Consider the following 26130-nt stretch of genomic DNA (forward strand, 5'->3'; position numbering starts at 1 on the left):
CAGAGAGAAATTCGAAAGGCATGGCCCAGGAACGTAGGCCCCGCAACCAGGACAAACGAGAGCAGCCACCGAACCGAAACGAAGATCACGTTCCTGGCGCCAATTTCTGCACCCAGGCTCCTCAAAGGCCGATCCACACCGTCCTGCGGCGCCGCGCGGCCGGCGAACCCGTCGAGAAAATCCGCAAGGACCTGATGACCCCCACTGGCAGACCAAGGGACACAACTCCTCCCTTGCCAGCGTCTACCGCGCCCTCGCAGAACACGAGAAAACCCAGCGCCACCCCGACGCTGTCGAACAGGCCCGCGCCGAGTACGCCGTCCTGCGCCAGGGGCGCTGATCTCGCTCAATCAGCCCTCACCGCCGATAACCAGGGCGGGTCGTCCCTACTGGGCCCCCTGTCAGCGTGCCTCCGATGGAGGGTGGGGTAGCCCGCCGCGGTGTGTGGCCACAAGAGATGCCGTCAGCGTGGCTACAGCCGCGATGCCGATGGACAGAATCACCCTGCCGACGCCTAGGACGGGGGTGGCCAAGGCCAGCACCAGCACGATGACTGCCCCGGCAACCATCAGGTTCGGATGTGCCAGGCCGGTGCGTGTCAGTCGGCGCAGCCAGCACATGATCAGGAGGAACCCGGCCACCGGTACCGCCACCGCGAACGTCGCCGTCGTCGGGGCCACGTGGGCGCGGTGCACGGCCACGTCAACGGTGACCTGCAGGCCTGCGCCGAGTGCGGCGACCGCGGCGAACACCAGGTAATGGGCGTAACCCCAGGACAATGCGATACGCGGCGTGCTCAGGGCGGCGTCCGGGCCCATGAAGTAGATCCACCACATTGTGAACACCAGGATGAGGCCGCCAGCGGCTATCAGCAGCATCTGTCCGGAGACGCCGCGTTCGGACAATGCGGATTGGATGCTGGTAAGGCTAGCGAAGATGACCTCGCCGAGGACGATGATGGTGAACAGCCCGTAGCGTTCAGAAATGTGGCCAGGGTGCCACGGCGTGGCCATGCCCCGGAACTCGGCCCACAGCGGCACCACTAGTTCGGCGATCACGAGGACCGCGAACCCCGTGTAGTCCCATGGATGCGGCAGCGCCAACCGAACAAGCCAGCCTGCCTGGACCGCCATGATGCCGACGGCGTACCGGATCCCCGCCGGGCGGCCGGTGGGGTCTTGCCGAGCTACCCGCAGCCACTGGGCGACCAGCGCCACGCGCATCACCACATAACCAATGGTGATCACGGTGAAGTCGTAGGAGGTCGCCGCGGCGGGCACCCCGGCCGCCAGTACCAGAACACCCGCCATCTGGAGCAGAGTCAGCAGCCGATAGGCAACGTCATCGGTGTCGTAGGCCGAGGCGAACCAGGTGAAGTTCATCCACGCCCACCAGATCGTGAAGAAAACCATCACATAGCCCAACAGTCCGACGCCGAGGTGGGCTTCGGTCACGTGGTGGTGCAACTGGGCGGCCGCCTGCGCCACCGCGACCACGAAACAGAGGTCGAACAGCAGCTCCAACGGGGTAGCAACGCGGTGTGCCTCGCGCGGATCCCGCGCCCGCATCGTGCGGAGCCATCGCCTGGCCCGAGTCGGGTTCGCCGATCGCCGATCGCGCGTCATCCGTTCCCCTTATGATCGTCAGAGTCGGAGGCCGCGCACCTGGTCCGCCTGACCGGTGCCGATGTTCCGCTCCCACGCCCGCAAACCCGATCAGCAGCACAAGCCCCCGCGTCATAAACCTGGCCCATACGATCTTGGCCGGCCGCCTTGGCCTGCGCGGTACCGATGCGCTGCAGCTCGATCTGCTCGGTGCCTCGATCGAACCGGCGGTCTTCTCCCGAACGTATCCCAGCCGCCCCCTGTCCGGAATGACCACTGCTGCCCACACCGCCATCGTCCCGCTCCGTGCCGCCGACGCCGGACAGGCCCTGATCAACGCTACGGCCGCGCTGCAGGAGGCAACCAAAGAGGCACACCGGAAGGCGTTCAGGTGTCATGCAGCCGCATTCAGGCCGGGTGGCGTTTCATCAGCGGCAGGCGCAGGACGAAGCGCGCGCCTCGCGGAGAGTCATCGATCTTCAGGGTCCCGTAGTGGGCTGTGGCGATCGCCCGGCTGATGGCAAGGCCCAAGCCGGTGCCTGCGGGGTCCTTCCGGTGCCCTTCTTCCAGGCGGACAAAGGGCTGGAACACGCGGTCTCGGTCTTCGAGGGCGATGCCATCCCCGTCATCGCTCACTGTCACCACGGCCTGGTCATCCTCGCGGCCGGCGCTGACCTCGACGCTGGTTGCTGCGTGCCGCTGGGCGTTGACTACCAGGTTGTTCAACACTCCGATCAGCTGCATATGGTTGCCGAGAACCATCACCTCGCCCTTCACCCGCGTGCGCACCGGCACGTCCCGGGTTGTGGTGACCAGCTCATCGTGTACCAGCGCGCCGAGATCGACCGGTTCGGGAGGCTCAGGAGCCGCCGTGCGGATCCGGGCGAACACCATGATGTCATCGATCAGCGCTCGTAGCCGGTCCGTCGTCGCCAGCCCTGTTCTGATCGTCTCGCGAGGATCGACGTCATCCGGATACAGCACGGCTTCCTCGAGTTGGGTCTGGAGACCGGCCACGGGGGTCTTGAGCTCGTGGGAGACAATCGAGGCGAATTGCCGTTGCTGCTGCACTGCCGTCTCCAGCCGGGACAGGGTCTGGTTGGCGGTGCGTGCCAGCTGTCCGATCTCATCACCGCCCGGTGGTTCCGGCACCCGAAGGCTCAGATCGGTGACGCTGATCTCCGAGATTCTCGCGCGGATCGCTGCCACCGGTCGTAGCGCTCGCCCGACCGCAGCCCAGGTGATCCATGTGGCGAACCCGGTCGCCAGCAGGGCTGCGGCCAGCGTGCTGAACTCGAGGATGTGGGTGGACAGGGCGGGAGGCTCGGCCGTTCCGGCGTAGACGACATGGGGCTCTCCTCCCCAAAGGAATGAGGCCTCCTGGGGTGAGACACGGACCGACGTGAGCACGAAGCATCCGCTGGGGGAGCACTCTGTGAGGTGGATGATCCGGTCGTCATGGGGCGGCCGGACGGCGCTCAGCGGGGGCCTGCCCGCGCCCGCGGGACTGGCGGCCACCACCCGACCGCGGGAGTCGACGAGTTGCAGAAGGTTGACAGCGGCCGGGGGAACCGGGCTCGCGATGCGGCCGGGCGTCATGGACGCGATCCAGTCTGTCGCCACTCGCTGCGTGTCACGGAAGATCTGGTCCCGGACTCTGTTGCGGACCGTGAGGTCGAGACCGATGGCGATCAGCACGAAGAAGATCAGGGACAGCGTCGCCGCGGCCACTGTGAAACGTGTTTGGATTGAGCGACGACGAAAGAGGAATCTCACCCATGCACTCCCGTGACTCCCGCCGCACTCACCAAGTCCATCCATGCACTGGTGGAAGCAAAAGTCCGTTGTTACGATCTGGGACGAGTTCGGCGTGACACGGCATTCAGCGGCGGATCACGGCCACTGGCCTGCGCTAACAATGCTCCCGCGTACGCCCTGTCTCCTACAGGGTTACCACACCAGGGCATCTGCTCCGTCCGCCCAGCCCCTGGCCGGCCTGCTGTGCCAGGTGTTCGATGTGCGGTTGTGCCCGGGTACTGGGCGGGCTCGCCTCCAACTGGGCCCCGGCTGGAGCGAAGACGCAATTTTCCAACCTGTATACCGTCAACCTGCAGTAATAACGGTCACGGTAGGGTCGGGAGCTGGCGCGGTTGTTTCTCCTGGTGGTAGGACCTGAGGCCGTCGATGCCGCCGGTTTCCCGGACGGGTGTGCTACCCCCAGTGGCCATGACCAGGTTCTTGGCTCCGTTTCCAGCTCCCGCCGCTTCGAACGTGCATGCGGTTCTTCCGCACACGGCTCTCCGACGCCCTTCACCGATGGCGTTCGGCCGTCGCCCGCCAGGAGCGGAAGGGCTTGGGAGCGACGACGGCTCCATCGAGGTTGATCAGGCCGAGCTGAGTGGGGTCGGTGTAGATGGCCTGAAGCCAGCCCCACTTGCGCCCTCGTTTGTGCTTCTTGCCGAGGAATAACGCCAGCCTCGCCATGCCCTTCCTCGCCGACGACGGCACCGACCCCGACCCGGACGCGCTAGCGGCTACTCCACGATCATCACGGAAAACGCCTCTGGGTACCGTTTCCCTGGCTTGGCTCGGCCGGCAACGCCACTGACCACGCTCTACCTGGACAAGCGACGGCTGGGTGAAATGGCCGTCCACCAGGTCGACCGGCTCCTCGCCGGTGAACTGCCGCCCCCGCCGTCCTGACGCCGCGTCTGAACGTTCGCGGCACGACCTGACCCGGGGAGGGCGGCGGTAGTGAACGTGGTCCCGGGTGAAGAGGCCGTCCCGGACTGCACTGTCCTGCCGCTGACGGTGACCGTGACGGTATCCAAGAGAGCTCTTGCCGACCGCCCGCGGATTGGGTCAGAAGCCGCCAGGATTTGAGGGACCTGATCGACCAGAGGTAGATCGCGAAACCAGAGGGCCGTCCTCGGACTCCGCGCTCCTGTCGCTCTTGAACTGTCCGCTGAGCACGATCCAGGTGCTGATCGCGGCGAGCGGGGTGGTGACGAGCAGTGTGGTGGTGTTGATGTCGAGGTTGGGCAGAAGCATGCCGGTCAGCAGGAAGAGCACCATGTTGTTGCCCGCGTGGGCCAGACTCGATGCCCAGATGGTGCCGCTGCGCAGCCGTAGCCAGGCGAGGATGATCTCCTGAAAGAGAAAAGTGACGGTCCAGATGAACAATCCGAGGGGGACGTTCTCGAACTCGATGTAGCCGACGAAGGCCAGCGGGTAGTGCCACACCGCCCAAATAAGTCCGGTAACGGTCACGGACAGAATCGGGCGGTCGGTGAAGATACGCGACCTCAGATAGCTGGTCCAGCCGAATTCCTCTCCCCAGTAGACGGGGACGAGCAGGACGACGACCGCCATCAGCAGGGAGAGCGATGCCCAGGCGGGCAGGCCCACCACTATGGTGTCCAGCGGCGACAGGTCCGGACTCCACAGCCCCAAGGCCGCCGCTAACCCGACGGCCGCCATGACAACGAGCAGCGGACCCACCCAGGCGACGAGATAGTATGGCCAGCCGCTGCTGAGCCGGAGTGCTAGTCCGGCGTCGCGGAACCCCTCTCTGGTGATCCAGCGGCGGACAATGATCGCCGCTATGGCTGGAAAAAATGCCATCGGCAGTTGTACCAAGGGATTGACCAGGGATAGGCCCAAGAGGAATGAGGCCCCGAAAATGTATGCCCATGTCGTCCCGAAACAGATGACGAGAAAGGCCACGACGCCTTTATTTTTCGTGCTCATCCGCAGCCCTTTCGGTGCTTGGTCCACAACGAGCACAGATCGTTTCAGCAAGGATTGTGTACCCGGCTCGGCTTTTTGACCGAGATTCGTCGGGGATCTATCGACCGTTCGGCCAAGGCCGGTCGTGGTGGGGCACCGCCCCATCCGGGATCACGGGCGGCCGAGGTGGGCTGAGGCCTCTTCCGGCTCCATCGGGTGCCGTGGTGCTCGACCACTCGATGACGATCTGGCCGATCAGCGAGGCGAAGTCGGGTTCGATCCGATGGCACTGGTGTTATCTGGGGTGGTTGAGCGAACGCGCTGGTCAGGGCTCGGGGAGGGCTAAGAAACGTCAGCCACGTAGGAGTTCTCCGAGTTGTGCTGCTCGGTCTGCGCGGGTGCGCTGGAGGGCCTGGCGGAGGCGTTCGGCGGGGACTTCGAACGCTGCGAAGTGGCTGGGATTGCCGTACTGGTATGGCCCGTACACCGGGGGCCGCCAGTCGCCGTCGACCATGGCTCCGCGCTGGAGCACGTCCCGGTCGAAGAACGGCGCGGGTGCCCAGCGACCCCGCTCCGGCTGGTCCAAATCGCTCTCCCAGGCTTGCTCTCCGCCCATCTTGTCCTCGGCCCGTCCGGCGAGCTCCCCGTCCTGATAGGTGTCGGGGTGCCACCTGAGGGCGGCGGCGATCTGGGCGCGGCTCTTGCCCACTCGCACACGCAGATGCACGATCCGCTCGCCGTCGCGCAGGCCACACAGGTCGAGAGGTTCAGGCAAGCCGACCGCACGAGCCAGCCGCGGCAGAACCGGAGCGCGAGGGCGGCGGGTGCCGGCCAAGGAGAAGTTCACCGCCCGCTCCGACAGACCGGCAGCGGCCGCGATCTCCGCCACCGTCAGCCCCTGTGCCTCCCGAGCGGCGCGTAGGCGCAGGCAGTCGTACCCGTAGTCGGCCTCCCACACGGAACCTCCAGCAGACGATGGTGCGGGTCTTGCCGGACGCCGGCGTGCCACATTCCCCTGAACAAACCGTGGAGACGGACAGGGGTCCGACGGTGCGCTGCGTACGCTTCCACCGTTTGTTCAGGGCGAAGTCTGGAGCACGGCACATCCCTTACCTGGCTGACGTGACAGAACAACCCCTGGATATCCGTAAGCCACGTGCGCACACTCGCGTCGACGCAGGCTCGGAGTTGCGGCCGTTCCACGACCCGGCCGCCGGGGGATGAGGGTTCCGCGCTGGCTCGCCGGGCCGGGTCATTGGGCGGTGTACCCGCCGTCGACGAAGAGCGCGACGCCGGTGACGTAGCTGGCGCCGGGGCTGCACAGCCACAGCCCGGCCTACCCTCCCGTCGTCCTGTGTGGAAGGGTGCGTTCTAGATCACCAGCGGGTGTGGGAGGACATGCGGGTGCCCAGCGAGAAACTGAAGCCGCTTGAGGCGGGCGACCCGAAGACGGTCGGTGGGTACCGGTTGCTGGCGCGGCTGGGGGCGGGCGGGATGGGTCGCGTCTACCTGGGCCGCTCGAAGGGCGGCCGGCCGGTCGCGGTCAAGGTGATCCACCCGTACCTGGCGGAGGACGCGCAGTTCCGGCGGCGGTTCGAGGCGGAGGTCGCCGCGGTGCGGCGGGTCGGGGGCATCCACACCGTGCAGGTGGTGGACGCCCGCGCCGACGCCGATCCGCCCTGGCTCGTGACCGAGTACATCGCGGGGCCGTCGCTGCACGAGGCCGTCGGCGAGCACGGCGCGTTATCCGATGCGGCGGTCGCGGGGCTCGGCGCGGGCCTGGCCGAAGGGCTGATGGCGATCCACGAGCGGGGCGTCGTCCACCGGGACCTCAAGCCCGGCAACGTGCTGCTCGCCCAGGACGGGCCCCGCATCATCGACTTCGGCATCGCCCGCGCGCTCGACGCCACCTCGCAGACCACCCGCACCAGCGTGGTCGGCACGCCCGGGTTCATGTCGCCCGAGCAGCTTCGGGGCCGCGAGGTCGGGCCGGCCAGTGACGTGTTCTGCCTGGCTGCCGTGCTGGCCTTCGCCGCCACCGGCCGGCGGCCCTTCGGCGAGGGCCCGATCGAGGCCCTCGGCTACCGCGTCATCCACGAGGAACCCGACCTGACCGGCGTGCCGGAGCCGCTGCTCCCGCTGATCGCGTCCGGCCTGGAGAAGGATCCGGAAGACCGGCCCGGCCTCGACGCGTTCCTCGAACGTTGCTCCGCGCTCGCCGAGGGCGGGGACGCTCCGCTGCCGGAGCCCGTCAGCACGATGATCGCCACGCGGGTGGCGGAGACCGAGGTGCTGGCGCCCCCGCCGCAGGACGCGCCGGGGAACGGCCGGCGGATTCCGCCGCTCGGACGAATGAAGCTCCCGGTGGCCGCGGTCGTGGGCGTCCTGCTGGTCGCCTTCGCCGCCTGGGCCATCGGGGACGACGGAAACGCACCGGCCACCTCCAAGGCCATCGCCACTCCCCAGCAGACCCCGACTTCCCCGACACCCGCGCCTCAGCCGTCCGAGACCGCGAGCGCCACCGACAGTGCCACCCCCACCCCCACATCCGATCCCACCCGCAAGGCGTTCGAGAAGATCTCGGCGGGCGACTGCCTGGACGCCTACGAGCGTCCGTCCGGCGAGTGGAACAGGAGCAAGCCGCGCGCGGTCGGCTGCGGCCGCTCCGACGCCTACCTGAAGGTGCTCAAGGTGGTCGACGACTCCTCCGAGTGCCTCAGGCACAGCGCCGATCTGGACGGGGAACTGTGGTGGAGCTACGGCGAGGACGCGAACGAGATCGCCCTCTGCGTGCAGCGGCAGTTCCGCACGGGTGACTGTTTCCTGGCCACAAAGGGTGAGAACGAGAACTCGGTCGCCATCAACAACGCGGATCTGATGACGTCGTGGCCGTGCGGGGCCGGCTCCGCTCCAAGGGAGTACGACTTCGTCCTCCGTATCACCGCGTTCACCAGCGGTTCCTGCCCGCCGGGCGGCAGAAGGGTCCACTGGGAGGTCCGCGGCCGCACCCTCTGCACCCGCATAGTCTGACCACGTCCGCCACCACGGCACCGGCACCACACCTGGAACGGATCCTGCCGGCCGCGCGGGACCTGGTCATCGAGCGCGGACCCGCCGTGCCGCTGGACGACATCGCGCGCCGGGCGGGCGTCGGCGGCGGGCGAGGGCGTGCTCGGCGGTGCCGCGAGCTGGAGGTCTCCTCGCCGAGGCGAAGGTCGTGGCCGACGCCGGCCAGGTGCTGGTGGCGGGACTTGGCCTGGAGTTCGGGGGCGGTGCGGCTGGCGGCGGCGGTCAGTGCGGCTGGTGCAGTGCCGCTCGCCCAGACTCCGGTCGGGGCCGCGACCCGGACGAGGAGCGGCGGCCGCCGGGCCTGGCGCAGCCGGACGAGGTCATCGAGGGTCGGCCACGCCACGATCGACGACGTGGAGATCCGGGTGGCAGGGCTGATCTGCAAGGACGATCTCAGCGGAGTCAACCGCCATGCTGAGCCGCATCGTCAGTGCGTGCCAGCCGGGTGATCGCAACCGCCGCAAGGCGCCCGGACCACTGCAAGCCGGGCTCAATCCCTGCGCAAGGCGCCACCCTTAGCGTCGCAGCGTGTTCAAACGACTGGTCCTCGGCGCCGCCCTCACTGCGGCTGCGACACTGACGCTCTCCTCCACCGGCCCCGCCTTCGCCGCTCCCGTCTCGGCCGGGACGCCCGCGCCCGGCACGGTGGCGAACAAGCTGTTCCACGCCTGGCTGGCCGCCGACCGCGCGGCCGCGGCGAAGGCGGCCACCCCCACCGCGGTCAAGACGATCTTCACTTATGCCTACCGCGCACCCGACCGCTTCGACGGCTGCTCCAGCAACGTGTGCCGGTTCGTGCACACAAGCGTGCGCGTGCCCGGCGGGCTTGACGGCATCGCGATGGTGGTCACCGGCTCGAAGGTCAGCAAGGTCTACCTGTCGCGGCACATCACCGAGCCGCCCACCGTGGCCAAGCACCTCTTCGCCGCCTGGAAGCGCGGCGACGAGTACAGCGGCCTCGAGGTCGCCACCTCCACCACGGTGCAGAAGCTGTTCAAGGTCACCTACGACCCGCGCGGCGCCACCCACTTCTTCCAGGGCTGCAGCAAGGAGCCGCAGGGTTACTCGTGCGCCTACTCCTATGAGGGCGGCGCGATGCTGATGCACGTACGCGGCTCCAGGAACGCCGGCTACGAGGTTCGCTCGATCTCCTACCTGGCCGACTGAGGGGAGAGCGGTCAGGGGCCTGCCAAGGCGACTTCAGGCGGCCACACGCGATCGAAGACCCGCCCGGACTGGTTTCGACGGCAGGCCTCCAGTGCCGCGATCTGGCGGTCAGCCTCTGCCCGGGTACGCCGCGTCAACCGGACCGGCGCGGGATGTGATCGTCGTTCAGGAGGAGTGGACTTATGCCACTGCGGTCCTATGGTGTGCTGGCCGGGCGCGCGGTCGACCGGCGTCGCGAAGGGGGCGCGGACACCCCGCGCTACCGGATCCACCTCACCGACGCCACAGGGACCGATTACAGGGTGGCGGCGAACGTGCAATCGCAGCAGGCCCCCTCCGAGCTGGTGTACCTGGCGGCCGCAGACTTCCGTCAGATCACCCTCCTGGATGACACCGGGCTCAAAATTCATGGGGTCGCCTACACCGCAGACCAGGCCAACCCCGAAGGGTGGACCTGACGTCTCGCAACGAAGGGCAGGCGCCCCCGTCCCTCAACGCCGGGCGTGCCACTGACCCGTGTGGAGATGCGAAGCCCGTCCCGGGTCGCTTCTCGATTGACTGCCGCGTGGAGTCGCTCTCTGTCACCAGGTAACGGCCGATCAACCGTACCGGCTGCAGACTTTACTCATCGGGCGGCGTTTCATGCGGGAACACTGCGTCACGTTCCGCTACCCTCCCCACCGCAACCTGCCACCGCGGACCTACACAGGAGGACACCCGACGATGCCGATTGACCCGTTGATGTCAGAACGGTTCCCACGGACCTCCCGCTACAACCCGGACTGGATCCGCTCCAGTGTCAGCGGCGGGGCCAACTCGCTGTGGCTGGCCGAGTGGCTCACCGAGGCGATGTCGTTGGGGCCCGGCATGCGGGTGCTGGATCTGGGTTGCGGCCGGGGCGCCTCGTCGATCTTCCTGTACCGCGAGTACGACGTCCAGGTCTGGGCCACCGACCTGTGGTTCAGCCCCGACGAACGCATGCAACGCATCTACGACGCCGGCGCCGAGCACGCGGCGTTCCCCATCCACGCCGACGCCCGAGCCCTGCCGTTCGCCGCGGGCTTCTTCGATGCCGTCGTCAGCATCGACTCGTTCGTCTACTACGGCACCGACGATCTGTACCTGAACTATCTGGCCAGGTTCGTCCGGCCGGGCGGGCAGATCGGCATTGCCGGTGCCGGACTGGTCCAGGAGATCGACGGACCGACGCCCGAGCACCTGGCGGCGTGGTGGGAGCCGAGCATGGCCAACCTGCACTCGGCCGAGTGGTGGCGCCGCCACTGGGATCGTAGCGGTGTCGCCCATGTGGACGTGGCCGACACGATGGCCGACGGGTGGAAGTACTGGCTGGAATGGCAGCGGGCGATCGCACCGGACAACCAGGTGGAGATCGACGCCCTCACCGCCGATGGCGGACGCCACCTCGGTTACGTGCGCGCGGTCGCCCGTCGCCGGCCGGACGTCGCACTCGACGAGCCCATCTCCTCGGTCCCCGTCACGTATGTCAAGCGGCCCCTGTACCGCCCCCGGACGAGGACCAACAGGCTCGACGCCGGCATTTGACGGATGCCTCGCCCGCCCGACCGACCGAACTTCAGGGCGGGCGAGGTCTCGGTTGGCAACGCATCGTGTTGGCGTAGTTCTCTGCGTCGACGTCGCCCTTGACGGCGTGCTCAAGGAGCGTGATGTGCTCCATCACAGAACGCTGGAGGTCGGAGATGGGCCGGACGCCAGCTTTCATCGACCAGGCGCGCGCCGCCGGCTTGGCGCGCAGGGGTGGTTTCCGAACGAAATGATCCACCCTCCTGGGGACATATGATCGTTTCAGCAGGTATTTGCCCGATTGTCGGAAGGCCTCCATGACCCACCCCCTCAGTCGGCGGTCCGCCCTTCTGGGCGCCGCGGCCTTAACCGGCCTCTCCCTGTGGGAGCGACCGGCCGAGGCGGTCGGCGCCGCCGCGTTCGACGCCGCGCGCGAGCGGTGGGTGAGCCTGCTGGCCGGCGGGTCGTACGACGCCGCGTACGCCGACAAGACGCAGGCGGTCGAAGGCTCGGCCAACGCGGTGCTGCGCAAGCTGAAGCTCACCCCCGGCGCCCCGAGCCTGTGGCCCGACCTGCCGCTCGGAGACCCCCGGACGGGCAACTTCAACCGCGCCTACAACCGCATGCGCACGCTGGCGCTGGGCTGGGCCACGCCGGGCACCGCCCTGCACCGGAACGCGCAGGTCGCCGAGACGGCGGTCAGCGCGCTGGACTTCCTGTACGAGCACGCCTACCGCGAAGGGCTCGACCGGCAGGGCAGCAACTGGTACTGGTGGGAGATCGGCGTCCCCCGCGCGCTGACCGACACCTGCGCCCTGATGTACGACGGCCTGCCCAAGGACCGCATCGAGCGCTGGCTGCGCCCGTTACGCCGCTGGTGCCCCGACCCGGAGCGCCGCGTCAGCCACCCCGGCGTCGTCGAGACCGGCGCCAACCGGGCGGGCAAGGCCATGGCGGTGGCGATGCGCGGCTTGCTCACCCACGACGCACGCCTGGTCAAGCGGGCCAGGGACGCCGTCTCCGATCTGCTGCGGCGGACCAAGGGCCCGGGCGACGGCTTCTACCGTGACGGGTCGTTCATCCAGCACGACGTGTTCCCGTACACCGGCAGCTACGGCGTGGACTATCTGGACAGCGTGGCCAAGCTGATCGCCATGCTCGCGAAGTCACCGTGGGAGATCGGCGGAATCGGGAACGTCTACGACATCGTGGACCGCTCGTTCACGCCGTTCATCTTCGACGGGCTGATGATGGACTGCGTACGCGGCCGGCAGATCTCGGTGCAGGGCCACCGCGACTACCACTCGGGGCAGAAGGCGGTCGAGGCCATCCTCACCTTGCTGGAGGCGGCGCCCGAGCGCTATGCCCAGCGCTGGCGGCCGCTGGTGAAGGGCTGGCTCACCCGCAACCAGGCCATCCCGTACGACACGCTCGCGCCGCTGCCGAGCATCGCGGGAGCCAAGGCCCTGCTGGCGGACCCGTCGGTGCCGGTCGGTCCGCGTCCGACGGGCACGTACGTCTTCGCGGACATGGACCGGGTCGTGCACCACCGTCCCACCTGGGCCTACGCGATCGCGATGAGCTCGGAGCGCATCGGCGCGGCCGAGGCCATGAATCTGGAGAACCTGCACGGCTGGTACACCGGCGACGGCATGACCTACCTCTACACCGGCGACCTCACCCACTGGAACGACGACCTGTGGCCCACGATCGACCCGTACCGGCTGCCGGGCACGACGGTCGACACCCGCAGACGCGCCGATCTCCGGCACGGCAAGCGTCGCCTGCCGCCCACCCCGTGGGCGGGCGGCGTGGCGCTCGACGGCGAGTACGGCGTGGCGGCCATGAGGCTGATCGCCGACGGCTCCTCGCTGCGGGCCAGGAAGGCGTGGTTCCTCCTCGATGACGCGGTGATCGCCCTCGGCGCCGGCATCACCGCCTCCGACGGCCGCCGCATCGAGACCGTCGTGGAGAACCGCAACACCCACGACACTCACCCGCCGCTGACCCAGGGCGACGGCTGGGTCCACCTCTGCGGGGTGGCCGGCTACGCGCTGCTCGACGGCGTCAAGGCGAAGGTGATCCGCGGGAAGCGCACCGGCCGCTGGCGGGACATCGACAAGGGCGCCACCACCGGCGGCGACGACACCCCCGTTACCAGGCACTACACGACGATCCTCGTCGACCACGGCGTCGATCCGCGCAGGGCGCGCTACGCCTATGCCGTGCTCCCCGACGCCTCCGTCGCCCAGACCGCGGCGTACGGCGGGCGGGTCGAGATCCTCGCGAACTCCCGCACGGTGCAGGCCATTTCCCGCGACGGCGTGCTCGCCGCCGTCTTCTGGCGCGCGGGGACCGTCGAGACCGCGGACGGCCCGCTCGCCGCCGACGGCCCCTGCACGCTGCTGATCCGCCGCGACCAGAAGCGGGTACGGCTGGCGGTCTCCGACCCGTCCAGGACCGCCGACGAGGTGAAGATCAAGCTGCCCTGGCCGGTGAAATCGGTCAAGGAGAGCGATCGCAGCGTGCGCAAGTCCAAGAAAGCGGTCAAGGTGGAGGTCGGCGGCAGTCGCGGGCACGCTCACACCGCTGTGGTGCTCGTCTGAAACCTCCGGGGCGAGCCCATGGGCTGATCACCGCCGGTGTGGCACGATGCGAATGGGCACCCTAGCCGGGCGGAGCCGCCATGAAGGCCCCGGAACGGATCTACGCCGGTGCGGCGGTGGCCGCCGGCGTGGTCGTGCTGGTCGTCGTGCTCCGGTTCGGCGGCGCGATCCAGCCGGAGCTCCCGGGGCTGCCCACCGCCGGGCCGGTCACCGTGTGGGGGCTGCCGCTGGTCCGGTTCTGCTACGACGTGTGCGCGCTCGCCTGTGTCGGAACGCTCACGGCGGCCGCCCTCGCCCCCAACGGTACGAAAGAGTCCGAGGCGTGCCTGCGCGCGGCCGGCTGGTGGGCGCTCGGCTGGACCTTCGCCGCGCTGCTGAGCTACGTGCTGACCCTGTCCAACCTCATCCCCCTGCCCGTCGCGGACCTGCTCGGGGCCCCTGACCTGCTGCGGTTCGGCACGGCGCTGCCGCAGACCCGGGCCCTGCTGTGGGTCCCGGCCGTGGCGGCGCTGGCGGCCGTCTCCTCGCGGCTGCGGACGCTGCCCGCCTGGGTACGCCCGCTGATCGCCGCCGTCGGGCTGTTGCCGCCCGCGTACGTGGGGCATGCCGCCTCCGCCGGTGACCACGACATCGCCGTGTCCGCGTTGATGTCGCACCTGGTCTCGGTCTCCGTCTGGGTCGGCGGCCTGGCCGCGGTGCTCGTCCACTTCCGCCGCTCCGAACACCTTCCGACGGTGCTGCCCCGCTTCAGCACGCTCGCCCTCTGCTGCTTCGCCGCCGTCGCCGTCTCCGGCGTGGCCGGCGCCTGGGTACGGCTCGGCAGCCCATCCGACCTCTGGCAGAGCACCTACGGGCAGCTCCTGGTGGCCAAGACCGTGGCGCTCGTGACGCTGGGCCTGTTCGGCTGGACGCATCGCCGCCGCACCGTCGCGGGCGTCGCCGACCGGACCGTACGCCACACCTTCGTGCGACTGGCGACCGGCGAGCTGACCGGGATGGCGGCGGTCATCGGGCTGGCCGTCGGCCTGTCCCGCACCCCGCCACCACCAGGCAGCGGCGGCGGCCACGACCACCTCGTCCTGGAGTACCCGCTCGCCCCCTTCACCCCAAGCGCACTGATCACCGAGGTCCGCCTGGACCCGACCGTCCTGCTGCTCCTGGCGCTGCCCGCCGTCGCCTACCTGGTCGGCGTGCGCCGGGCCGCGTCATGGCCGGTCGGACGTACGGTCGCCTGGTGCGCGGGGGTGGCGCTCATGGCGCTGGTGCTGCTCGGCGGCGTGGGCGGGTACGCGCGGGCGATGCTGTCGGCGCAGGTCCTGCAGCACGTCGTGCTCACCGCCGTCGCCCCGCTCCTGCTCTGCCTGGGTGCGCCGCTCACCCTGGCCGCGTCCTTACGCGAGGACCTCGAACTCCCCGCCCGCCGCCTGACCCACCCTGCCTTCCTCCTCGCCGTCTACCCGGTCGCTTTCCTGCTGCTGTACGCCACGCCGTGGCTCCCGTGGTCCCTGTCCGGCTACGCCCAGCACCTGCTCACCCAGGTCCTGTTCGTCGGCCTCGGCCTGCTGATCTTCTGGGTGCCGGCGGGTGTCGACCCGCTCCCCCGCCCGATTCCCTGGGCCGTCCGCGCCCGGCTGCTGGCCGCCGCCATCCTGACCCACCTGGCTCTGGGCGCGTTCCTGCTGCTCGGGCCGCCGGTCGCGAACGACTGGTTCTCCCTCGCGGCCCCGCCCGGCGTCCCGGACCTCCTCGCCGACCAGCGGCTCGCCGGAGCCGTGGCCATGCTCCTTCCGCTGCCCGTGTTCGCTCTCCTGGCCGTACGCATGGCCTGGCTCAGGCAGGCGGCGCTCGCCCGCGTACGGACGGGCCCGCCCTTGAAGTGACCGCGCTCTGTCAGTGCCGGGCCGTGTGCATGAGGCGTAGCGCCGCCTCGGCCGTCTCATACCGCCAGGCGGCCACGACGTGGTCGAAGCCATGCGCCTGGTCCCGCTGCCTGCGCAGGCTGCGGATGATCGGCTCGATGCGCTCTGCCTGCGCGTCCAGCAGCGGGCGCGGGTCCGCGCCGGATCGCTGGAGCAGGGCGAACTTGATCAGGAACTCGGTACGGATGTCGCGGATGTGCTCGACCGGGCAGATCAGCCAGCCGTTCACGGCCGACGTCCCAGCCGCCGTGGCGGTGAATACCGTACGCTGTGGACCGCCCTGCCCCCGCTCCTTGCCGCACGGCTCGATGAGAGACAGGTCGGCGAGCCGATCGAGCGCGCGGTAGACCCGAGGCCGCGGCACCTGCCAGATCGCGCCGACGGCACCGGTGGGAGCGGTGAGCCTCGCGACGGCGAAGCCGTACGTGGGCCCCTCCGCCACGAGCGCGAGCACGATCCACTCGGTGAGCGACAGCACGCGAGGATTCACACGCTCAAGGGTAGGGCCAGTCGCGGGCGTCAGAGGGTCGCCAAGTAGTCTCGCATTGACTAGCCACGGCTGCGGAGGACTGCTCTGTGAGGGAGAACGAGGCCGGCACCTTAGGGCGTCGCCAGGGATGAGACCCGTCCCGAACGCCATCTGCGTCGGCGGCCCGCACGACGGCATGCTGACCCGCATCGATCAGGACGTCGGCGTCGTGGAGGTCTTCGCGTTCGAGGCGGACGGCTCGACGCTCGGCGCCCCCTATCGGGTCACGGCGGGTCGGGTCCACCATCCTTCGTGTGCCGCCCCGTTCGTCGTGCTCAGCTGGGTCGAGCCCGCCCACGGCCAGCTCTGAGGTCGCGGCGCGCCGCCGCCAGCATGCCGATCATGCCTTCTGCCTTCCACGAGCCCCGCAGCCTGGTCCGCCTGAGATCGACGGGGTCCATCGGCACCCAGGCGATCGACGTCATCGAGCGTAACCGCGACCGCTTCCGGGTCAAGGCGATCTCCGCCGGAGGCGGCAGCCTGGAGACGCCCGCGCGGCGGGCGCTGCCCTGGGCGTGGAGTACGTGGGCATCGCGACCGACCACGCGGCCGTGTTCGAGAAGGGGTGGGCGCGGCCGGCGGCGTGCAGGTTCCCGCCTGGCAGCGCGCCGCCCGCGCCCACCCCTCGTTTCCCGGGTCCGCCAATCCCGAGCCCGGGAGGTCCTCTACAGCTGGGTGCACACCGCCTTCACCTCGGTGTACGCCTCCAGCACCTCGTGACCCATCTCCCGGCCCCAGCCGGACTGCTTGTAGCCGCCGAACGGCAGGGCCGCGTCGAAGACGTTGTAGCAGTTGATCCAGACGGTGCCCGCCTGGAGCTTGCCCGCCAGGGCGTGCGCCTTGGAGATGTCGCGGGTCCAGATGCCCGCGCCGAGGCCGTACGTGGTGTCGTTGGCCTGGGCGGCGATCTCGTCCAGGTCCGAGAACGGCGAGGCCACCACGACCGGGCCGAAGATCTCCTCACGGACGATCTTCATCTCGGGGTGGGTGTCGGTGATCACCGTGGGCTGGACGAAGTAGCCCTGGTCGCCGTGTCGGGCGCCGCCGACGACCGTACGGGCCCCTTCGCTGCGCCCGGAGTCCAGGTAGCCGGTCACGCGCTGGAGTTGTTCGTCGGAGACCAGCGGCCCCATCTGCGTGTCGGGCTCCAGCCCGGAGCCGAGTCTGATGCCGCGGGCGATGTCGGCCACGCCTTCGACGACCTGCTCGAAGTGACTCTGCTGGACGAACAGCCGGGATCCGGCCACGCAGCACTGGCCGTGGTTGAAGAAGATGGCGTTGGCCGCGCCCTGCACGGCGAGCTCGGGGTCGGCGTCGTCGAAGACGATGTTGGGGCTCTTGCCGCCGAGCTCCAGGGAGACCTTCTTCAGGTTGCCCGCCGCCGCGTGCACGATGAGCTTGCCGACCTCGGTGGAGCCGGTGAAGGCGACCTTGTCGACGCCGTCGTGGGCGGCCAGCGCCGCTCCGGCCGTCTCGCCGTACCCGGGAAGGACGTTGACCACGCCGTCGGGGATGCCGGCCTCGGCGATCAGCTCGGCCAGCCGCAGCGCGGTGAGCGGGGTCTGCTCGGCCGGTTTGAGGATGACGGTGTTGCCCGTGGCCAGCGCGGGGGCGAGCTTCCAGGCAGCCATGAGCAGCGGGAAGTTCCACGGGATGATCTGGCCGATGACGCCGATGGGCTCGCGCAGGGTGTAGGCGTGGAAGGTGGCGCCCGGCATGTACGGCACCGACGGCGTGATCGTATTTCCTTCGATCTTGGTCGCCCATCCGGCCATGTAGTGGAACATGTCCGCCGACAGGGGGATGTCCGCGGCCCGTGCCACGGCCAGCGGCTTGCCGTTGTCGAGCGATTCGAGCTGGGCCAGCTCGTCCGCGTGCTCCAGGATCAGGTCCCCGATCTTCCAGATCAGCCGGCCGCGCTCGGAGGGGGTCAGCCGCGACCACGGGCCGTCGAAGGCGCGGCGGGCGGCCCGCACGGCGCGTTCGACGTCCTCGGCGTCGGCCTCGGCCACCTGGGCGAGCGGCCGGCCGGTGGCGGGGTTCGGGGTGGCGAAGGTCCTGCCGGAGGCGGCGTCCACCCACCGGCCGTCGATGAAGAGCTGCCGAGGCGTCGCCACGAAGTCTTCGACGCTCTTGTCCAAGGTCACCGTCATCAGCGTCGGCTTCCTGTCGATGAACGTGCGCTCGCCCGGGGCCTGGCTTGGCCGACCGAGCTGGCGCTTGGTAGTCCCCATGAGACTACTGACGGCGCATGAAGGCAAGAGGCGTTAGCACTCACAAGCGGCGCCGTTAGCCGTCTTTCCATCTCATCCGCTATGAAGAAGCTGATTCCACCTCGCAGATGAGGACTGCGAGTCGCGGCGCCACAAGCCCGGTGTGCGCCGACGACCGGCTATGAGTCCAGGCCGCACGAGCATGGCGGGTCTGCCCAGTGCAGGGCGATGTACGGCTCGGCCTGGCCGAAGTACCGCACCCGTTCGCGGGTGATGCGGTAGCGGGCGCACGTCTCGGGCTCGTCCGGTGAGAGGCGCGGCACGGGGACGGTCAGGATGCCGATGTCCTGGTCGACGTGGGTGAGGAGACCGTGGCAGGGTCCGCCGAGGCAGATGGCGTTGCAGTCGTGGCGGCCGTCGGGCGGGAGCTCGTTCATGCGGGGTGGGCGTGGGTCTCGGCGGCCTTGACCGAGGCCCGGATCTGCCGGCCGGGGGTCAGGTCGAGGTCGGCGACGGCGGGCGGGAAGGCGACGAACGCGGGCCCGTCGAGCCGTTCGGAGGTGTCCGGCAGCAGCCCGGCCGGCGGCAGCACCAGGAAGGCCAGGCCCACCGGCGCGGGCACGACCAGCATCCACGACAGCCGCCCGGAGACCTCGCGACCCGCGACCGGACGCCCGGGGAGCCCGGCACGCGAACCGGCCGGACACCCGGCGAGCCCGCCGCGCGGGCCCGCCGGGTCGAGTTGCTCCGGTGCCGAGGAGCTCATCCCGGATCAGGGGGCCTCGAAGCCGGCCTTGGTCAGCACGTCCTTGCCCTGCTGCGACACCACCAGGTCCACGAACTGCTTGGCCAGGTCACCCGCGGGAGCCTTGGCCAGGGTGGCGATCGGATAGTCGTTGATCGCCTTATCGGCCTCAGGGAAGGCGATGCCCTGGACCTTGCCCGCCGACGCGATCACGTCGGTCTTGTAGACCAGCGCCGCGTCCACCTCGCCCAGCTCGACCTTGGTCAGCGTGGCCTTGACGTCCTGCTCCAACGTCACCGGCTTGACCTTGAGCCCGGCCGCGTCCAGCGCCTTGATCGCCGCCGCCCCGCACGGCACCTGCTCGGCGCACAAGGCCACCTTCACCTTGCTGTCGGCCAGATCCTTCAGCTCGTCCACCTTGGCCGGATTGTCCTTCGGCACGGCGATCTCCAGCTTGTTGCGCACGAACGTGGTCGGCGAACTCGCCAGCGACGCGTCGGTCACCGTCTTCATCGTGGCCGGGCTCGCCGCGGCGAACACGTCCGCCGGAGCCCCTTGGGTGATCTGCTGGGCCAGCGTCGCGCTGGAGCCGAAGTTGAACTTCACCGTCGTACCCGGGTGCGCGGCCTCGAAGGTCTTGCCGAGCTCGGTGAACGTCCCGGTCAGCGACGCCGCCGCGAACACCGTCACCTCCTTGGCCCCGCCACCGGCGGCCGGGGCCGACGAGGCCCCGGCCGTGGACGTGGCCGGTCCGCCGGAGCCGCAGCCGGCCAGGCCCGCCAGCGCGAATGCGACGGGCAGGGCGATCGCCCATCGGGAAAGACGCCTGAACTCCACAGGGGGCTCCTCACAAGTAACTGGCCACGCGCTCGTGACCGGGAATCTCCACGACGACGTTGGTGGACTTGATCACGGCGACCGCCACCACCCCCACCTCCAGGCCCAGCTCGTCCGCGGCCTGGCGGCTCATCAGCGACACCACCCGGAACGGCCCGGCGGCGATCTCCACCTGCGCCATCACCGCATCGCGGATCACCTCGGTCACGATCCCGCGAAAGCGGTTACGCGCCGAGGAGCGGCTGCCGTCGCCGCTCTCCTCGATCTGCGAGCGGGCGAAGGCGGCCAGGTCGGCGCCGTTCACCTGCCGATGACCGTGCTCGTCCCGCTCGGCCCCCAGCCGACCCGCGTCCACCCACCGGCGGACCGTGTCGGAGCTGACCCCGAGCAGCGCCGCGGCCTCGCTGATCCGAAACGTCGTCACAAGCTCTCACGATACCTTCCGCACATTCGAGCCTGAATACCCGGCTTCCGCCGCATCAGCGGCATGATCTACGGTTCTGCCATGGCATCCACGAGATCGGAGAGCACCCTCGTGAGTATCGGTTCACCCCGCCGCCGGGCCGTCGCGTCCGGCAGGCCGCCGCCGGGACGGTCAAGGTGCGCGGCCAGGTCAACCGTCCGCGCTCGTTCACCATGGCGCGGCTGCGCGGCCTGCCGCAGCACACCGTCCACGTGGCTCGCCGTCGCCCAGGACGGCGCGAAACTGGACGAGGAAGGCCTGCGCCTGGTCGTGCCCGGCGACGTCAAGGGCGGCCGCTACGTCAGCGGCGTCGTACGCCTCCACGTCGGCGACACCGACGCCCTCGACCCCGCCTGACCGGCCCCTCGCCCGACCGGAGGGCGGAACACCCATGTCGCGGCGGCTGCTGCTGGCCGCCGGCTCCGCTATCGCCATGACCGGGTACCTGCTCACCGTGGACCGGGCCGACCCGCGCGTCAGCGCGCTTGGCGCCCTGCTGGGCCTGGCCGGACTCGCGCTCGCCGCGCGCTGACGCGAAGGCCGCCGGTCAGGCGCCGCCCGGCTCGGCGGTCCGCTCCCACAGCGACTTCATCTCGGCGAACCCCTGCTCCATGATCCCCACCATGGCCTTCCGGGCCCGCTCGCCGTCGCGCCGCTGGATCGCCTGGGCCACGTCGGTGTGCAGCTGCAGCGCCTCCTCGTCCGGGTAGTGAGGCATCAGGTGGTAGTGGTGCCGGCCGGCCAGCACCTCGGCCACGATCAGCTGCAGCTTCGCGAACATCTCGTTGCCGGAGGCGGCCAGCACCCGCCGGTGGAAGTCGATATCCAGGTCGAGGAAGCGGGCCTCGTCGCCGGCCTTCCCGGCGGCCCACATCTTGGCCGCGAGCCCGACCAGCTCGCTCGCCTCGTCGTGGTCGACCCGCCCGGCGGCCAGCCAGGCGGCGTACGGCTCGATCGCGGTCCGCAGCTCGGTGATCGAGCGCAGCTGCGCCATCCGCCCCTCCGAGGCGAGCCGCCAGCGGATCACCTGCGGATCGAAGACGCTCCACACCCCGGGAGGCTGGATCATGATCCCGACCCGGCGCCGGGTCTCGATGAGCCCCATGGACGCGAGCACCCGCAGCACCTCGCGGATCACCGAGCGGGAGACCTGGTAGCGGTCGACCAGGTCTTCGATGCTCAGGACCGAGCCGGCAGCCACGTCGCCGCTGCAGATGGCGGTGCCGAGGTGGTCGAGGACCCGTGCGTGCAACCCAGCCTCCGCAAGGGCGGGCCGAGTGGGGGCGGCCCCCGGGGAGGACTGATTCACGGCATAGAACATATCAGTTGAAGGCTGACTCTTGAATAAGTCAGCTTTTTTGTCCTAGCATCCCGGCATTAAGCAGATGTTACGAGCATGTGGCGCTCTTCCGGGGGCGGCGACCATGACAGGAAGGCGGGATTGACGTGCGACGTCGCGCGATATTCGGTACATCTCTGGCCGTGGTGGCCGCCATGGGGCTGTCCGCCTGCGGCGGTGGGGGTGACGGCGGCGGGTCCAAGACGGTCCGGATCACCCTGGCCAACCACGTGTGGACCGACAACATCAAGAAGGCCCTGCCCGAGTTCGAGAAGCAGACCGGGCTCAAGGCCGAGATCACCCAGCTCGGCGAGGACCAGCTCTCCGACCAGTACAACGTCAAGCTGAACGCGGGCTCGTCCGACATCGACGTGATGATGTACCGCCCCCTGCAGGAGGGCAGGCTCTTCGCCAAGAACAAGTACCTGGCCGACCTGTCGGAGCAGGTGAAGGCCAACAAGGACTGGGACTTCAGCGACTTCCAGGCCGGCCCGGTGGAGGCCACCACGTACGAGGGCAAGCCGGTCGGCGTCCCCATCATCACCGAGCAGGAGGTCCTCTACTACCGCAAGGACCTGCTGTCCAAGGCCGGCCTGAGCGCCCCGCCGAAGACCCTCGACGAGCTCAAGGCCGCCGCCGCCAAGATCAAGGCATCCGAGCCGGACATGGCCGGGTTCGTCGCCCGTACCGGCAAGTCGCCGGCGGTCACCCAGTTCTCCAGCTTCCTGTACAGCTTCGGCGGCGACTTCGTCGACGGCAGCGGCAAGGCCGCGGTCGGCAGCGAGGCGGCCAAGCTGGCGTACGCCTACTACGGCGGGCTGATCAAGGACTCCGGCCCGGCGAACGTCAGCACCGACATGGGCTGGCCCGAGGCGATGGCCATCTTCACCCAGGGCAAGGCCGCCTTCTACACCGAGGCCAACTCGCTCTACAAGAACGCCACCGACCCGGCCAAGTCCAAGGTCTCGGACAACGTCGGCTTCGCGCCGTTCCCGGCCGGCCCTGGCGGTTCGAAGCCGTACAACATCCCGTCGTGGGCGCTGGGCGTCAACTCCAGCTCGGAGAACACCGCCAACGCCTGGAAGTTCATCGAGTGGGCCACCGGCAAGGCACAGACGCTCGCCCAGCAGAAGTCCGGCGTGCCCGGCGCCCGCACCTCCGTGTGGGCCAACCCGGAGGGCACCTCGACCTTCCCGAAGGACCTGGTGGAGGCCATCGCGGCCAGCACCAAGGACGGGGTGGGTCATGACCGGCCGCTGGTCGTGAAGGTCGCCGAGTCCCGCGAGATCGTGGGCCAGCCGATCGTCGACGCGATCACCGGCAAGGACACCGCGGCGGCCGCCGACACGGCCAACGCCGCGTTCCAGAAGTTCCTGGACGACGAGGCCAAGTAAGCGGCACCCGCCGACCCCTGGAGTCCCCATGGCAACGATCACCACACCGACCACCAAGGCGCCGCGCGGCGCCCCCGCCGCCCCCGGCACGCCCGGCTGGCTGCGCTGGGTGGACGCCCACCGCAAATGGCTCTTCGCCGCGCCCGCGATGGTCTTCGTCGCCGCGCTGCTCGTGTTCCCCCTGGCCTGGACCGGCTACCTCAGCCTGACCGACGCCGAGGGATCCGTCCGCGCGGAGAGCGAGTTCGTGGGCCTGCGGAACTACCTCGACGTCCTGTCGGATACCGAGCGGTTCTGGCCCGCGGTCGGGCGGACCGCCACGTTCACCGTCGTCGCGCTGCTGTTCGAGGTGGTCCTCGGGATGGCGATCGCGCTGCTGCTCTGGCGGCCGTTCAAGGGGCAGCGGTGGGTCCGGCTCGCCATCCTCATGCCGCTCGTGGCCACTCCGGTCGCGGTCGGCATGATGTGGCGGCTCATCTTCGACCCGAACATCGGCATGGCCAACCAGCTCCTCGGCTGGTTCGGTATCGGGCCGCAGCCGTGGCTGGCCGGCCAGCACACGGCCCTGGCCACCACGATCTTCATCGACGTGTGGCAGTGGACGCCGATGGTGGTGCTGATCCTGCTCGCCGGGCTCACCTCGCTGTCGGACGAGCCGCAGGAGGCGGCGCACATCGACGGCGCCAGCACCTGGCAGCGGTTCCGGCACGTCACCCTGCCGCTGCTGATGCCCACGCTGACGGTGGCGGTCCTGCTGCGCGGCATCGACGCGCTCAAGACCTTCGACGTCCTCTACGCCACGAAGGGCCGCGGCGGCGGTTCGTTCCATGAGGTCGAGACGCTGAACGTGTACGCCTACGGCCTCAGCTTCGACTACAACGAGTACGGCGTCTCCTCCACCGTCCTCATCCTCTTCTTCCTGATCATCATCGGGGCCATGTGGGCCCTGACCGCCCGGCGCAAGGAGGCGCAGCGATGAAGGCCCGGCCCGCGTACCAGGTGTTCCGGGTGGTGGCGCTCACCATCGTGGTGCTCTCCCTGGTCGCGCCGCTGCTCTGGATGGTCTCCGCGTCGTTCAAGACCAACGTCGACATCTACGACCCGGGCAAGGCGCTGGCCTTCTCGCCCACGATGGACAACTACGCCAAGGTGCTCCAGCAGGCGAACTACGTCGAGTTCATCGTCAACAGCCTCTGGGTGGCCTTCGCCGCCACGGTGGCCTCGCTGATCCTCGGCGTGCCGGCCGCGTACTCGATGAGCCGGTTCAACATGAAGAAGTCCGCGCTGGTGGTTTTGATGGCCCGGGTCATCCCCGGCGTCTCGCTGCTGGTGCCCTGGTACTACGTCTTCTCCAACCTGAAGATGGTCGGCGGCTTCGGGGTGCTGATCATCAGCCACATGTTCGTCGCGCTGCCGCTGGTGGTCTACATCATGATGGGCTACTTCGACAGCCTGCCCGAGGAGCTGGAGGAGGCGGCGCTGGTGGACGGGCTGACCCACGTCGGCGCGTTCCGGCGCATCACCCTGCCGCTGGCGGTGCCGGGCATCGCCACCGCCGGGATCCTGTCCTTCATCTTCTCCTGGAACAACTTCATGTTCGCGCTCGTGCTCTCCGACGCCGACACCAAGACCCTGCCCGTGGCGATCTTCGACTTCGTCGGGTACGCCAGCATCGACTGGGGCGGCCTGATGGCCGCGGCCACCGTGGTCACCGTGCCGATCATGGTGATCGCTCTGTTCGTGCAGAAGTACGTGGTCTCCGGCCTCACCGCCGGCGCGACGAAGGGCTGACCGGCATGACGACCATCGCGCGCGTGGAGACCTTCCTCGTCGCCCCCCGCTGGCTCTTCGTCCGGGTGGAGACCGACTCCGGGATCGTCGGCTGGGGCGAGGCCACCTGCGAGGGGCGCTCCGAGACCGTCCGCACCGCCGTCGACCAGCTCGCGGAGCTGCTGATCGGCCGGGACGCGCTACGCATCGAGGACCACTGGCAGGTGCTGACCAAGGGCTCGTTCTACCGGGGCGGCCCGATCCTGGCCAGCGCCGTGGCGGGCCTCGACCAGGCCCTCTGGGACATCGCCGGCAAGCACTTCGGCGCTCCCGTGCACCAGCTGCTCGGCGGTCCGGTCCGGGACCGGATCCGGGTGTACGGCTGGGTCGGCGGCGACGAGCCCAGCGAGGTCCGCGATCACATCACCGCCCAGCTCGAGGCCGGGCTCACCGCGGTGAAGATGAACGCCTCCGGCGCGATGAGCCCGGTCGCCTCGGTCGCCGAGCTGGACGGCGTGGTCGCCCGGGTGGCGGCCGCCCGCGAGGTGCTCGGCGACCACCGCGACGTGGCCGTCGACTTCCACGGGCGCTTCACCCTGGCCAACGCCCGCCGGGTGGCGCCGTTGCTGGAGCCGTACCGGCCGCTGTTCCTGGAGGAGCCGGTCGTACCGGAGAACTCGCACCTCATCGGCGAGTTCGTCCGCTCGACGACCACCCCGGTCTCGACCGGGGAGCGGCTCTACAGCCGGCAGGAGTTCCTGCCGGTCTTCCAGGCCGGCATCGCGGTCGCCCAGCCGGACCTCTCGCACGCCGGCGGCATCACCGAGGTCCGCAAGATCGCCACCCTCGCCGAGGTGTACGACGTGCAGCTCGCCCCGCACTGCCCGCTCGGCCCGATCGCCCTCGCGGCCTGCCTCCAGGTCGGCTTCGCCACCCCGAACTACCTGATCCAGGAGCAGAGCATCGGCATCCACTACAACCGTGGTGCCGAGGTGCTCGACTACTGCCTCGACAAGACCCCGCTGACCTTCGTGAACGGATACGTCGAGCGGCTCACCGCACCCGGCCTGGGCATCGAGATCGACGATCAGGCGGTCCGCGCCGCCGACAAGAAGGGACACGCCTGGCGCAGCCCTGTCTGGCGGCACCGGGACGGTTCGTACGCGGAATGGTGACCATGACCCCCGACCGCACCGCCGACGTG

General features: G+C 69.5%; 26 protein-coding genes. 14 read left to right on the forward strand and 12 right to left on the reverse strand.

Going from position 1 to position 26130, the window contains the following annotated elements:
• Nucleotides 1–401: 401 nt before the first annotated feature.
• From ABZX61_RS31685 to ABZX61_RS31705, 5 genes are all read right to left on the reverse strand, one after another.
• Nucleotides 402–1523, reverse strand: a complete 1122-nt coding sequence (locus ABZX61_RS31685; RefSeq protein WP_355199798.1) for a low temperature requirement protein A — start codon at nucleotides 1521–1523, stop codon at nucleotides 402–404.
• A 489-nt stretch (nucleotides 1524–2012) separates the two neighbouring features.
• A complete protein-coding gene (locus ABZX61_RS31690) occupies nucleotides 2013–3335 on the reverse strand; it encodes a HAMP domain-containing sensor histidine kinase (protein WP_355199799.1) in 1323 nt (440 codons plus the stop codon).
• 579 nt (nucleotides 3336–3914) lie between these two features.
• Nucleotides 3915–4088: a hypothetical protein gene (locus ABZX61_RS31695; RefSeq protein ID WP_355199800.1), complete on the reverse strand. Its 174-nt coding sequence runs from the start codon at nucleotides 4086–4088 to the stop codon at nucleotides 3915–3917.
• A gap of 378 nt (nucleotides 4089–4466) precedes the next feature.
• Nucleotides 4467–5354 carry a CPBP family intramembrane glutamic endopeptidase gene (locus tag ABZX61_RS31700; RefSeq protein WP_355199801.1) on the reverse strand — a complete coding sequence of 296 codons (888 nt, stop codon included), beginning with the start codon at nucleotides 5352–5354 and terminating at the stop codon, nucleotides 4467–4469.
• Nucleotides 5355–5685: 331 nt separating this feature from the next.
• A complete protein-coding gene (locus ABZX61_RS31705) occupies nucleotides 5686–6291 on the reverse strand; it encodes a helix-turn-helix transcriptional regulator (RefSeq protein WP_355199802.1) in 606 nt (201 codons plus the stop codon).
• 446 nt (nucleotides 6292–6737) lie between these two features.
• On the opposite strand from ABZX61_RS31705, the gene ABZX61_RS31710 reads away from it, so the two are divergent.
• The 6 genes from ABZX61_RS31710 to ABZX61_RS31735 all read left to right on the forward strand — a co-directional run bounded on the left by ABZX61_RS31710 (nucleotide 6738) and on the right by ABZX61_RS31735 (nucleotide 15597).
• Nucleotides 6738–8363, forward strand: a complete 1626-nt coding sequence (locus tag ABZX61_RS31710) for a protein kinase (protein WP_355199803.1) — start codon at nucleotides 6738–6740, stop codon at nucleotides 8361–8363.
• A gap of 567 nt (nucleotides 8364–8930) precedes the next feature.
• Complete coding sequence (locus tag ABZX61_RS31715; RefSeq protein WP_355199804.1) at nucleotides 8931–9569, forward strand: hypothetical protein; 639 nt, start codon at nucleotides 8931–8933, stop codon at nucleotides 9567–9569.
• 182 nt (nucleotides 9570–9751) lie between these two features.
• Complete coding sequence (locus ABZX61_RS31720) at nucleotides 9752–10027, forward strand: DUF2278 family protein (protein ID WP_355199805.1); 276 nt, start codon at nucleotides 9752–9754, stop codon at nucleotides 10025–10027.
• Nucleotides 10028–10310: 283 nt separating this feature from the next.
• Entirely contained in the window at nucleotides 10311–11132 is an 822-nt protein-coding gene (locus ABZX61_RS31725; RefSeq protein WP_355199806.1) for a class I SAM-dependent methyltransferase, read from the forward strand.
• 296 nt (nucleotides 11133–11428) lie between these two features.
• Nucleotides 11429–13717, forward strand: a complete 2289-nt coding sequence (locus ABZX61_RS31730; protein ID WP_355199807.1) for a polysaccharide lyase 8 family protein — start codon at nucleotides 11429–11431, stop codon at nucleotides 13715–13717.
• Between the two features lie 80 nt (nucleotides 13718–13797).
• Entirely contained in the window at nucleotides 13798–15597 is a 1800-nt protein-coding gene (locus ABZX61_RS31735; protein ID WP_355199808.1) for a cytochrome c oxidase assembly protein, read from the forward strand.
• 10 nt (nucleotides 15598–15607) lie between these two features.
• On the opposite strand, the gene ABZX61_RS31740 is transcribed toward ABZX61_RS31735, so the two are convergent.
• The gene (locus tag ABZX61_RS31740) at nucleotides 15608–16126 is read right to left on the reverse strand and encodes a helix-turn-helix transcriptional regulator (protein ID WP_355199809.1); all 519 of its coding nucleotides are present in this window, start codon (nucleotides 16124–16126) and stop codon (nucleotides 15608–15610) included.
• 127 nt (nucleotides 16127–16253) lie between these two features.
• On the opposite strand from ABZX61_RS31740, the gene ABZX61_RS31745 reads away from it, so the two are divergent.
• Both ABZX61_RS31745 and ABZX61_RS31750 read left to right on the forward strand, forming a co-directional pair.
• Nucleotides 16254–16475, forward strand: coding sequence for a hypothetical protein (locus tag ABZX61_RS31745; RefSeq protein WP_350735477.1), 222 nt, complete (start codon nucleotides 16254–16256; stop codon nucleotides 16473–16475).
• Between the two features lie 32 nt (nucleotides 16476–16507).
• Nucleotides 16508–16885, forward strand: coding sequence for a hypothetical protein (locus ABZX61_RS31750; protein ID WP_355199810.1), 378 nt, complete (start codon nucleotides 16508–16510; stop codon nucleotides 16883–16885).
• Here the strand turns inward: ABZX61_RS31750 and ABZX61_RS31755 are convergent.
• From ABZX61_RS31755 to ABZX61_RS31775, 5 genes are all read right to left on the reverse strand, one after another.
• A complete protein-coding gene (locus ABZX61_RS31755) occupies nucleotides 16831–18399 on the reverse strand; it encodes an aldehyde dehydrogenase family protein (protein WP_355199811.1) in 1569 nt (522 codons plus the stop codon). The two genes, ABZX61_RS31750 and ABZX61_RS31755, sit on opposite strands and share 55 nt — an antisense overlap.
• Nucleotides 18400–18557: 158 nt before the next feature.
• Nucleotides 18558–18815: a hypothetical protein gene (locus ABZX61_RS31760; RefSeq protein ID WP_350735482.1), complete on the reverse strand. Its 258-nt coding sequence runs from the start codon at nucleotides 18813–18815 to the stop codon at nucleotides 18558–18560.
• On the reverse strand, nucleotides 18812–19144 hold the full coding sequence (locus tag ABZX61_RS31765; protein ID WP_355199812.1) for a hypothetical protein: 333 nt from the start codon (nucleotides 19142–19144) through the stop codon (nucleotides 18812–18814). The genes ABZX61_RS31760 and ABZX61_RS31765 overlap by 4 nt, the downstream gene beginning before the upstream one ends.
• 6 nt (nucleotides 19145–19150) lie before the next feature.
• Nucleotides 19151–19960, reverse strand: a complete 810-nt coding sequence (modA, locus tag ABZX61_RS31770) for a molybdate ABC transporter substrate-binding protein (protein WP_355199813.1) — start codon at nucleotides 19958–19960, stop codon at nucleotides 19151–19153.
• A gap of 10 nt (nucleotides 19961–19970) precedes the next feature.
• On the reverse strand, nucleotides 19971–20384 hold the full coding sequence (locus ABZX61_RS31775) for a helix-turn-helix transcriptional regulator (protein WP_350735488.1): 414 nt from the start codon (nucleotides 20382–20384) through the stop codon (nucleotides 19971–19973).
• Nucleotides 20385–20465: 81 nt separating this feature from the next.
• On the opposite strand from ABZX61_RS31775, the gene ABZX61_RS31780 reads away from it, so the two are divergent.
• Nucleotides 20466–20780 (forward strand): hypothetical protein, encoded by a 315-nt coding sequence (locus tag ABZX61_RS31780; RefSeq protein WP_355199814.1) that lies wholly within the window; start codon nucleotides 20466–20468, stop codon nucleotides 20778–20780.
• Nucleotides 20781–20814: 34 nt separating this feature from the next.
• A complete protein-coding gene (locus ABZX61_RS31785) occupies nucleotides 20815–20955 on the forward strand; it encodes a hypothetical protein (RefSeq protein ID WP_355199815.1) in 141 nt (46 codons plus the stop codon).
• A gap of 15 nt (nucleotides 20956–20970) precedes the next feature.
• Here ABZX61_RS31785 and ABZX61_RS31790 read toward each other — a convergent pair whose 3' ends face one another.
• On the reverse strand, nucleotides 20971–21675 hold the full coding sequence (locus tag ABZX61_RS31790) for an FCD domain-containing protein (protein WP_355199816.1): 705 nt from the start codon (nucleotides 21673–21675) through the stop codon (nucleotides 20971–20973).
• 194 nt (nucleotides 21676–21869) lie between these two features.
• Between ABZX61_RS31790 and ABZX61_RS31795 the strand changes: the two genes are divergently transcribed.
• Genes ABZX61_RS31795 through dgoD form a run of 4 tightly spaced genes read left to right on the forward strand, consistent with a single transcriptional unit; the run spans nucleotide 21870 to nucleotide 26101 of the window.
• Nucleotides 21870–23156 carry a sugar ABC transporter substrate-binding protein gene (locus tag ABZX61_RS31795; protein ID WP_355199817.1) on the forward strand — a complete coding sequence of 429 codons (1287 nt, stop codon included), beginning with the start codon at nucleotides 21870–21872 and terminating at the stop codon, nucleotides 23154–23156.
• A gap of 28 nt (nucleotides 23157–23184) precedes the next feature.
• Nucleotides 23185–24135, forward strand: coding sequence for a sugar ABC transporter permease (locus tag ABZX61_RS31800; protein ID WP_355199818.1), 951 nt, complete (start codon nucleotides 23185–23187; stop codon nucleotides 24133–24135).
• Nucleotides 24132–24947 (forward strand): carbohydrate ABC transporter permease, encoded by an 816-nt coding sequence (locus tag ABZX61_RS31805; RefSeq protein ID WP_350735505.1) that lies wholly within the window; start codon nucleotides 24132–24134, stop codon nucleotides 24945–24947. Before ABZX61_RS31800 ends, ABZX61_RS31805 begins: the two co-directional genes overlap by 4 nt.
• 5 nt (nucleotides 24948–24952) lie before the next feature.
• Complete coding sequence (gene dgoD / locus ABZX61_RS31810) at nucleotides 24953–26101, forward strand: galactonate dehydratase (protein WP_355199819.1); 1149 nt, start codon at nucleotides 24953–24955, stop codon at nucleotides 26099–26101.
• Nucleotides 26102–26130: the final 29 nt, after the last annotated feature.

This window comes from Nonomuraea sp. NPDC003709, assembly GCF_040610775.1.
Classification (GTDB): Bacteria; Actinomycetota; Actinomycetes; order Streptosporangiales; family Streptosporangiaceae; genus Nonomuraea; species Nonomuraea angiospora_A.